The sequence below is a fragment of the Streptomyces sp. SID5785 genome (assembly GCF_009870065.1).
Classification (GTDB): Bacteria; Actinomycetota; Actinomycetes; order Streptomycetales; family Streptomycetaceae; genus Streptomyces.
Genome location: NZ_WWIA01000732.1, coordinates 1 through 8,707, shown reverse-complemented (window position 1 = coordinate 8,707; position 8,707 = coordinate 1). Strand labels below are relative to the sequence as shown.

The 8,707-nt window shown below is 71.8% G+C and carries 9 protein-coding genes; 4 read left to right on the top strand and 5 right to left on the bottom strand.

Going from position 1 to position 8,707, the window contains the following annotated elements:
- Positions 1–433 (bottom strand): hypothetical protein (locus tag GTW43_RS24075; protein ID WP_202501871.1); only part of this gene is annotated, 433 nt, incomplete at its 3' end.
- 115 nt (positions 434–548) lie between these two features.
- Between GTW43_RS24075 and GTW43_RS24070 the strand changes: the two genes are divergently transcribed.
- Entirely contained in the window at positions 549–1,478 is a 930-nt protein-coding gene (locus GTW43_RS24070; protein WP_161304125.1) for a carbamate kinase, read from the top strand.
- 136 nt (positions 1,479–1,614) lie between these two features.
- Positions 1,615–2,901: an MFS transporter gene (locus tag GTW43_RS24065; RefSeq protein WP_161304124.1), complete on the top strand. Its 1,287-nt coding sequence runs from the start codon at positions 1,615–1,617 to the stop codon at positions 2,899–2,901.
- A 30-nt stretch (positions 2,902–2,931) separates the two neighbouring features.
- On the opposite strand, the gene GTW43_RS24060 is transcribed toward GTW43_RS24065, so the two are convergent.
- Complete coding sequence (locus tag GTW43_RS24060) at positions 2,932–3,591, bottom strand: GntR family transcriptional regulator (protein WP_161304123.1); 660 nt, start codon at positions 3,589–3,591, stop codon at positions 2,932–2,934.
- Positions 3,592–3,856: 265 nt separating this feature from the next.
- On the opposite strand from GTW43_RS24060, the gene GTW43_RS24055 reads away from it, so the two are divergent.
- On the top strand, positions 3,857–5,062 hold the full coding sequence (locus tag GTW43_RS24055; RefSeq protein ID WP_161304122.1) for an amidohydrolase family protein: 1,206 nt from the start codon (positions 3,857–3,859) through the stop codon (positions 5,060–5,062).
- Positions 5,063–5,175: 113 nt separating this feature from the next.
- On the opposite strand, the gene GTW43_RS24050 is transcribed toward GTW43_RS24055, so the two are convergent.
- The 3 genes from GTW43_RS24050 to GTW43_RS24040 all read right to left on the bottom strand — a co-directional run bounded on the left by GTW43_RS24050 (position 5,176) and on the right by GTW43_RS24040 (position 7,529).
- Positions 5,176–5,556: a DUF2255 family protein gene (locus GTW43_RS24050; protein WP_161304121.1), complete on the bottom strand. Its 381-nt coding sequence runs from the start codon at positions 5,554–5,556 to the stop codon at positions 5,176–5,178.
- A gap of 72 nt (positions 5,557–5,628) precedes the next feature.
- Positions 5,629–6,543, bottom strand: coding sequence for an alpha/beta hydrolase (locus tag GTW43_RS24045; RefSeq protein ID WP_161304120.1), 915 nt, complete (start codon positions 6,541–6,543; stop codon positions 5,629–5,631).
- 47 nt (positions 6,544–6,590) lie between these two features.
- A complete protein-coding gene (locus GTW43_RS24040; protein ID WP_161304119.1) occupies positions 6,591–7,529 on the bottom strand; it encodes an alpha/beta hydrolase in 939 nt (312 codons plus the stop codon).
- 177 nt (positions 7,530–7,706) lie between these two features.
- Here GTW43_RS24040 and GTW43_RS24035 point away from each other — a divergent pair, with 177 nt between their 5' ends.
- The gene (locus GTW43_RS24035; protein ID WP_161304118.1) at positions 7,707–8,612 is read left to right on the top strand and encodes a helix-turn-helix transcriptional regulator; all 906 of its coding nucleotides are present in this window, start codon (positions 7,707–7,709) and stop codon (positions 8,610–8,612) included.
- The last annotated feature ends 95 nt before the right edge of the window (positions 8,613–8,707 follow it).

Sequence of the window (8,707 nt, the reverse complement as noted above, 5' to 3'; positions counted from 1 at the left end):
CGCCGCGGGCGCCGTGTGCGCGGTTGTACGCGTCGAGGGTGCGGGCGGCGCGGGCGAGGGTTCCGGGTGCCTCGCGGGTCAGCGCGGGGGCCACGGGGTCCCAGGGCCGGGCGCCGTCGGTGCCCACGCGCAGCGGACGTCCGGCGGTGTCGAGGAGCAGGGCGTCGGTGGTGAACGTCACGTCGTGTCCGGGGCGCAGTCCGGCGGCGGTCCAGTCGGCGATGTCGACGACGAGGGTGCGCGGGGCGTCGCCCGCGTCGCGGGAGGCGAGAGCGACGAGCAGGCCGTCGGGGGCGAGCAGGTTGACGACACGGGCGAAGACGGAGTGGACGGTTCCGGTGCCGTGGACGGCGGCCGGGCCCGCGTGCAGGCGGGCGAGCAGGCGCGCGTCACCGGAGTGCGCGCGCAGCGTCGAGGGCACGTCGTGGCGCATCGTGTGCCCTCCTGTCTGCCGCCGCCGGGCCGTTCGCGGGCCGGTTCCGGCCCACCCGTATTGGTATACCATTCTGCGTCCGGCAAGCGAACACCAGAACAGCAAGGGACTTCACATGCGCATCGTCGTCGCCCTCGGAGGGAACGCACTGGCCAGGCGCGGGGAGCCGATGACGGCCGACCGGCTGCGCGCCAACGTCCGCGGCGCCTGCCAGGCACTGGCCGGCCTGGCCCGCGAGCACGAGGTCGTGATCACCCACGGCAACGGCCCCCAGGTCGGCCTGCTCGCCCTGCAGAACCTCGCCTACCAGGACGTCGCGGCGTACCCGCTGGACATCCTGGGCGCCGAGACCCAGGGCATGATCGGCTACGTCATCCAGCAGGAGCTGTCCAACGCGCTGGTCGGCGAGCGCGAGGTCGCCGCGATCGTCACCACGACCGAGGTCGACGAGGGCGACCCCGCCTTCGAGCGCCCGACGAAGCTCATCGGCCCGACGTACTCGGCCGAGGACGCGGCCGAGGCCGCCGCCGAGTACCGCTGGACGATCGCCAAGGACGGCGGCGCCTACCGTCGCGTCGTCCCCTCCCCGCACCCGCTGCGCATCATGCAGGCCCCGCTGGTGAGCACCCTGCTCGACAACGGCACCCTGGTGGTCTGCGTGGGCGGCGGCGGCGTGCCGGTGCGCACCGACTCCAAGGGCCGGCAGATCGGAATGCAGGCCGTCGTGGACAAGGACGCCGCGAGCGCCGCGCTCACCGCCGACCTGGGCGCCGACATGCTGATCATGCTGACGGACGGCGACTTCGTCAGCGAGAACTGGGGCACTCCCGAGCAGCGCGACATCCTCACCGCCTCGCCGGAGGGCCTGGCCGAGATGCAGTTCGCCGAGGGGTCGATGGCACCGAAGGTGGCGGCCGCGGTGCGCGTCGCCCAGGCCGGCGGCCGCACGCTGATCGGGCCCCTCGACCGCCTCGACGACCTGCTGGCCCGCACGGTCGGCACCGAGATCCGTGCGGACGTCGAGGGCGGCGTCGTCTTCGTCTGACGCACCCGCGCCCGCACGCGCACCGTCGGTATACCATCGGCTCGCCCCTCGTCACCGCCGCAGGCGCGGCGGTGACGAGGCGGCCGACAGCCGTGCCCGGCGCACGGGAACAGCACGACGTGAGGGGAACACCACGGTGCCGCGGGAGACTTCGACGGACACACGCACCGCCCCGGCGCCGAAGCAGAGCCGTGGCGGCGGCCGCGGCGGACCGCTCGCCTCCCTGCGCGAGAGCCGCCCGTTCCGTGCCCTGTGGATCTCCAACGTGTTCTTCTTCGGCGGCGCGTGGACCCAGACCATGGTGCTCGGCTGGATCGTCTTCGACACGACCCACTCGGAGTTCCTGCTCGCCGTGTTCACCTCGGCGCGGCTCGCCCCCATGCTGCTCGGCCCGTTCGCCGGAGTCCTCTCCGACCGCCACGACCGCGTACGACTGCTGGGGATCGCCTGCGGCTGGGCGCTCACCGCGGCCGTCGCCGTGTCCGCGCTCGAGTCCGCGACCGACGCACCGTACTGGGTGCTCGTGCTCGCGGGCCTGGCCACCGGCCTCGCGCAGTCCCCCTCCCAGCCCGCCCGCTCCTCGCTCGTCCTGCAACTGGTGGGCCGGCGCAGCCTCAGCAACGCCAACGCGCTCAACGCGATGGCGATGAACATGACGCAGATCGTCGGTCCGGCCCTCGGCGGCGCGATGATCAGCGCGTTCGGCTCGTCCGTCGCCCTGTGGATCTCCACGGGCTGGTTCGCGCTGTCGCTGCTCGCGCTGTGGCCGCTGCGCCGCACGGACACGGAGAGCGAGCGACGGGCCGCGCCCGAACCGGTGGTCGCGCTCCTGACCGACGGGGTGCGTTCCATCCTGCGCAACCGTCTCGCGGCCGGAGTCCTCGGCGTCACCCTGGCGGCCAACATCCTGCTCTGGCCGGTGTATCAGGCGTTCATGCCGGTCTTCGCCAAGGAGTCGCTCGGCCTCGGCGCCGACGGTCTCGGCTGGCTCCTCACGTGCAGCGGCGTGGGCGGCCTCACCGGGTCGCTGGTGATCGCGGCGCTCGGCGACTTCCGCTTCAAGGGCGCCCTCTTCGTGTACGGGACCGCGGCCTGGGGCACGGTGTGGGCGCTGTTCTCGCTCTCCCACCAGGTGGCCGTCTCGTTCGTTCTGATGGCGCTGGTCGGACTCCTGAGCGCCTCGTTCGGGGTCCTGCAGACGACGCTGCTGCTGATGACGACCGAACCGGCCGTCCAGGGCAGGGCGTTGGGCGTGCAGGAGCTCGCCATCGGCGTCATGCCGCTGTCCTCGCTGTGCCTCGGCCTCTCGGCGCAGCACGTCGGTGTGGCCACGACGACGCTGCTGAGCTCCCTGCTCCTCGTGGCGTTCCTCGGCGCCCTCGCACTGCGCCTGCCGGGGCTGCCTCGCTATCGCGGGGTCTGAGGCCGCCCCGGCGCGTCCGACTCGCCTGCGTCAGCCGGCCGCGGTCTGAGTCTGACGCCGGTGGGCGTCCGCCTCGGCCTGGCTCGTGGCCAGGTGACGCACCGCCAGGTCACCGACCCCGTCCACGTCACGGGCCTCGATCGCCCGGTACAGCTCCTCGTGCTCCTCGGCGACCGCCGTGAAGTCGTCGTGCTGGCCCAGGAGCCAGCGCATGCGGCTGCGCAGGGTCAGATCGAGCTCGCTCAGCAGGGCGTTGTCCGCGAGCTCGGTGACGGTCTCGTGGAAGTCGGCGGCATAGCGGCGGGCCGCGGCGCCGTCGCCGTCCGCGGCGGCGGCCTGCTCCGCGTCCAGCTGCGTGCGCAGCTTGGCGAGACCGGCGCGGGTGCGGCGCTGCGCGGCGAGCCGGAAGCCCAGCGTCTCGAGCGCCGACCGGACCTCGCTGAGGTCCGCGATGTCCGACCGGGTGAACTCGCGCACCACGGCCCAGGTGCGCGGACGCGGCGTCACCAGGCCCTCGTTGACCAGATCGCGCAGCGCGTCCCTGACGGGCAGCCGGCTCACCCCGAGCTCGGCGGCGATCTCCCGCTCCACGAGCCTGCTGCCCGGGGCCCTCGTGCCGTCGATGATCTGGTCGCGCAGCGTGCGCATGACCCGCTCCGACTCGGGGGTGAATTCCTCAGCGTCTGTCATTGCGCCTGTCATCCCGTCATTTTCACATCGGCACCGGGTCCGGAGGGGCGCCACCCCCGGACCGTACGTCCCCGGCCGCCTACTCGGTATACCGAATCCATCACGAAGATCATCGCAGACGCGAGGAAAGCGGGGTGAAACCCCCGGTGTTACTCATCCGCCGATCCGGAAAAGTTCGTTTGGTATGCCAAGTGTTAAGGTCGCGATGGCCTCGGCCGCGGTGCGTCCGCGGCGTACCGTCCGTCATCCCGCGAGGAGTCACCCCATGCTCATCAGGAACGTCCGACCCTGGGGCGGCGACGCCTCCGACCTGCAGATCCAGGAGGGCCGGATCGCCGCCGTCATGCCGCACGACCCCTCGCGCGCCGACGACGGCACGAGCGTCGACGGGCGGGGCCGGCTCGCCATGCCCTCGTTCTCCGACGTGCACTGCCACCTCGACTCCAACCGGATCGGTCTGCCGTTCCGCCCGCACACCGGCCGGCCCGGCGTGTGGGGCCTGACCATGAACGACCGCGAGCACTGGCGCGAGGACCCGCCGGTCGCCGAGCGCGCCACGGCGCTCCTCGGCCGCATGATCGAGCGCGGCACCACGCGCGTGCGCAGCTACGCGCAGATCGACGCGGACAGCGGCCTGGAGCGCTTCGAGGGTGTCCTCGCCGCCAAGGAGGCCCACAAGGACCGCGCGGACGTCGAGATCATGGCCTTCCCGCAGGCCGGGCTGCTCCTGGAGAAGGGCGTGCCGGAGCTCATGGACCAGGCGCTCGCCTCCGGGGCCGCGGTCGTCGGCGGCATCGACCCCTGCACCCTCGACCGCGACCCCGTCAGGCATCTCGACATCGTCTTCGGGCTGGCCGAGAAGCACCAGGCGCCCGTCGACATCCACCTCCACGAGCCCGGCCACCTCGGCGTGTTCAGCACCGACCTCGTCCTCGAGCGGACCCGGGCGCTCGGCATGCAGGGCAAGGTGACGTTCTCGCACGCCTACGAACTCGGCAACGTCGACGAGGCCACCACGCGGCGCCTCATCGAGGAGTTCGCCGAGCTCGACATCTCCATGGCGACCATCGCGCCCGCGCAGCAGATGCACGCGCTGCCGCTCGCCGAACTGACCCGGGCCGGGGTCCGGGTGGGCCTCGGCGAGGACGGCCAGCGCGACTACTGGTCGCCCTACGGCAACGGCGACATGCTCGACCGGACCTGGCAGCTGGCCTTCACGAACCGGTACCGGCCCGACGAGCTGATCGAGCACTGCTGGGCCGTCGCGAGCCGGGGCGGGGCCGCGATCCTCGACCCGTCGCTCGAGCGGCTCACGTCGACGGCGGACCGGCCCGGGGTCGGGGCCGGCGATGCGGCGGATCTCGTGCTGGTCGGCGGGGACACGGTTGCTGCCGCCGTGATGGACCGCGGGGACGACCGCACGGTGCTCCACGCGGGCCGCGTCGTCGCGGACCAGCTCCGTCTCGCCTGAGCGGGTCGGGGCGGGGCGCGGCCCAGGGGGCCGGGGTCCGGGCCCCACCCCCGGCTCGGGGCGCGAGGGCTCGGGGGCGTCACGCGCCCCGGACCGCTGCACGCATCCGGCGTTCAGTCCTCGGGGACCACCTCGAGGGTGTTGCGGCGTACGGGCTCGGTCGACATCGTCACCGAGTACTCGCTGTCCGCGTACTTCTCCAGGTAGGAGGCGTCAACGGCCAGGTTGGTCTCCTCGTCGTCGGGATCGACGGGTACGAAGCGCACGGGCTTTTCGACCCCGCCGGCCGAGATGCGGCCCCGGCCGGTCTTCAGGGCCGGTCCGTACCACTTGCCCTGCGTGCCGTTGTAGGAGCGGATGAAAATCCGGTTCCCGACAGGCACGGACCAGATGTCGACGGTCTTGGGGGTGGTTCCGTCGGGCAGCGTCGCCCCGACGGTGAAGTAGGTCTCGGCGTTGATGCGGTCGAGCTCGTCCGGGGTCCAAGCGGTCATGGCCGGTCTTCCTTTCGCGTCTGCGGTCAGGCTGCCCGCACGAGCGGTACGGGGCAGCGACGACTGCCTGGGTCAGAGCTGGTCGGCGAAGAACGGGCCGAGCTTGCCGACGGCCTCGCCGACCTCCTTCTCGCCGTCGTAGAGCTCCATGTGGTTCGAGCCCTCGACGACGTGGAAGGACTTGTCCTTGCTCGCGGCGCGCGCGAACAGGTCATCGCTCATCCACTTCGATCCGGCCTCGCTGCCCGCGATCACGAGCAGCGGCTGCGTGAGGAACGCCTCGGCCTTGTGGAAGGCGTCGTAGGTGATGATCTGGCTCAGGCTGCGCGTGGTCATGAAGCCGGGTGCGTTGGGGTGCTCGCAGCGCGGCGTGTGATAGTACTCCCACGCCTGGCGCAGCTCCTCGTTCGGTGCGTCTTCCTCGCGCATCGGTGCGAGCGGGAAGGGGTTGTCCTTGCCCTGCACATCGGTGGTGCGGGCCTCCGCGCCCATCGCGAGCAGGGGAGCTGCGTCGGCGTCGGCGACGTCGTTCGTCCAGCCGTTGCGGAACATCTGGCCGATGTTGACGAGGCTCACGGTGCCCACGGCCTTGATACGAGGATCGTTGATCGCGGCGTTCGCGGTGTAGCCGGCCCCGGCACAGATGCCCATCGCGCCGATGCGGCTGCTGTCCACGTAATCGAGCGTGGTCAGGTGGTCGACCACGGCGCTGACGTCCTCGGTGCGGATGTGCGGGTTCTCCAGCTGTCGCGGCTCCCCGGTGCTCGCGCCCTGGAACGAGGCGTCGTAGGCGACGGTCACGAAGCCGTGCTCGGCGAGCTTGCCCGCGTACAGGCCGGCGGCCTGCTCCTTCACTCCGCCGCCCGGGTGGGAGACGACGATCGCCGGGTAGGTCCTCGACGCGTCGAAGCCTTCCGGGAAGTTGATCACCGCGGCGAGGGTGGTGCCGTAGCCGTTGAGGGTCTTGATGCTGATGTTCTCGCTCATGACTTTCCTCGGGTCTGCTGTCGAATGGGTTTCTTGGTGGGCCTGGCTCACAGGTGGCCGCCGAAGAATTCCGTCGCGGCTTCGATGGCCTGGCGCGTCGGCTCCGGCCGGTCGTAGAGGTCGTAGTGCGAGGTGTCCTCCACGACGAGGAGCCGCTTGTCCTTCGAGGCGGCGCGGCCGTAGATCTCCTGGCCATCGCGGTAGGCGCCGAACCCGCCGGGCTTGTCGCCGATCACGACCAGCAGCGGCCGGGTGAGCAGCTGCTCCGCGTCGAAGAACGCGTCCCAGCCGATCGCCGCCGCGCGACGCGACAGCACCGCGCTCGTGGCGCCGCCCGCGCTCTGTCCCCGGCCGGTCTTGTAGTAGTCCGTGGCCTCCAGCACGTCGATGTCCGTCAGCCCCGCCTCCCGTCCGGCCTCGACCGAGGCAGGCAGGAGGTCGTCGACCCGCGGATCCGCGCCGCGTGCCTCGGCGGTGCGCTGCGCCGCCATCTGCTCCAGAGCGCCGATCGGGTCGTAGCCGCTGAACGACTCGCGGCTGAGGCGCCCGAAGTTGACGCCGGTGATGCTGGTGACGGCCTTGATCCGGCGGTCGGTCATCGCCGCGTTGATGACGTAGCCGCCACCCCCGCAGACCCCGATCCCGCCGATGCGGTCCGCATCGACGTACGGCAGGGTCACGAGGTGGTCGACCGCGACGCGGACGTCCTCCACGCGCTGCGCGGGATCCTCCACCAGACGCGGCTGCCCACCGCTCTCACCCTGGTAACTGGCGTCGAAGACCAGCACCACGTAGCCGGCCTCCGCCAGCGCCTGCGCGTACACGTTGCCGGCGGTCTGTTCCTTGCAGCTGCCGATCGGGTGAACGCTCACGATCGCCGGACAGGAGCCGTTCTCGTCGAGATCCGCGGGGAGGTGGAGGATTCCCGCCAGGTCCCAGGCCATCCCCGGGGAACGGAAGCTCACGCGCTCGGTCCGTTCAGTCATGATTCCTCCTGGCTGTCCTGCTCATCGTCGTCCGGGCCGCGGGCCGGTGCCCGTCGGCTCTTACGACATCAACAGTGGTTGCCCTCGATCGAGGGCGGAAGGTTGCGATGGAACCCCCCTCGAAGGGGGGTCTGGCAGAACCTGGCCCCTGGCCCCGATCGCCCATAGCGTGAGGTCATGGCACCGAAGGACGAGCGCGTACGGGACTTCCTGACCACCCGCCGCGCGAAGATCACCCCCGACATGGCCGGCATCCCGAAGGGCGGCGGAGCGCGCCGCGTCCCCGGCCTGCGCCGGGAGGAAGTCGCGATGCTCTCCGGCGTCTCGGTCGACTACTACACCCGGATCGAGAAAGGCGACCTGACGGGGGTCTCCGACGAGGTCCTCGACGCCCTGGCCCGTGCCCTGCAGCTCACCGAGGACGAGAGCGCCTACCTCTACGACCTCGCCCGCACCGCGCGCCGCCCCTCGCGGGCGAGGAGACAGCCGAAGGCCGCGACGGGCGTGCCGCAGCAGGTACAGCTGCTCATCGACGCGATGAGCGCCACCCCCGTCATCGCCCTGAGCAGAAGGCTCGACGTCCTCGCGTCGAACCCGCTCGGCCGTGCCCTGTTCGACATGGCCTTCACCAGCCCGACCCGGCGCTCGTCAGCCTCCCCGCCGAACCTGGCCTCCGTCGTCTTCCTCGACCCCGCGGCGGCCACGTTCTACGACGACCTCGACGATGCGGCAGCCGCGTGCGTGCGCATCCTCCGGGCCCAGGCCGGCGCGACACCGCACGACAAGCAGCTGATACAGCTCGTCGGAGAGCTGTCCACGCGAAGCACCGACTTCAGATCCCGCTGGGCCGCTCACGATGTCGGCGTCCACCGCGCGGGCCGGAAGACCCTCCACCACCAGGTCGGAGAGCTCATCCTGGGCTTCGAGGAAATGACCCTCGCCTCCTCACCCTCCATCACCCTGTCCGCGTACATCGCCGAGCCCGCCTCGCCCACCGCCGAGCGCCTGCAACTGCTGGCCAGCTGGGCAGCGACGACCGCGGCCGTCTCGCCCCGGCTCGGCCCCGGGCACGCCGTGCCCTGACCCGGGGCACGCGGCGCTGTCGCCGCCCCCGTCTTGGGCCCCAGACTCCGTCCGCGGGGACCCCCAGGGCGGCACGGGTGGGCAAGGCGGCACCC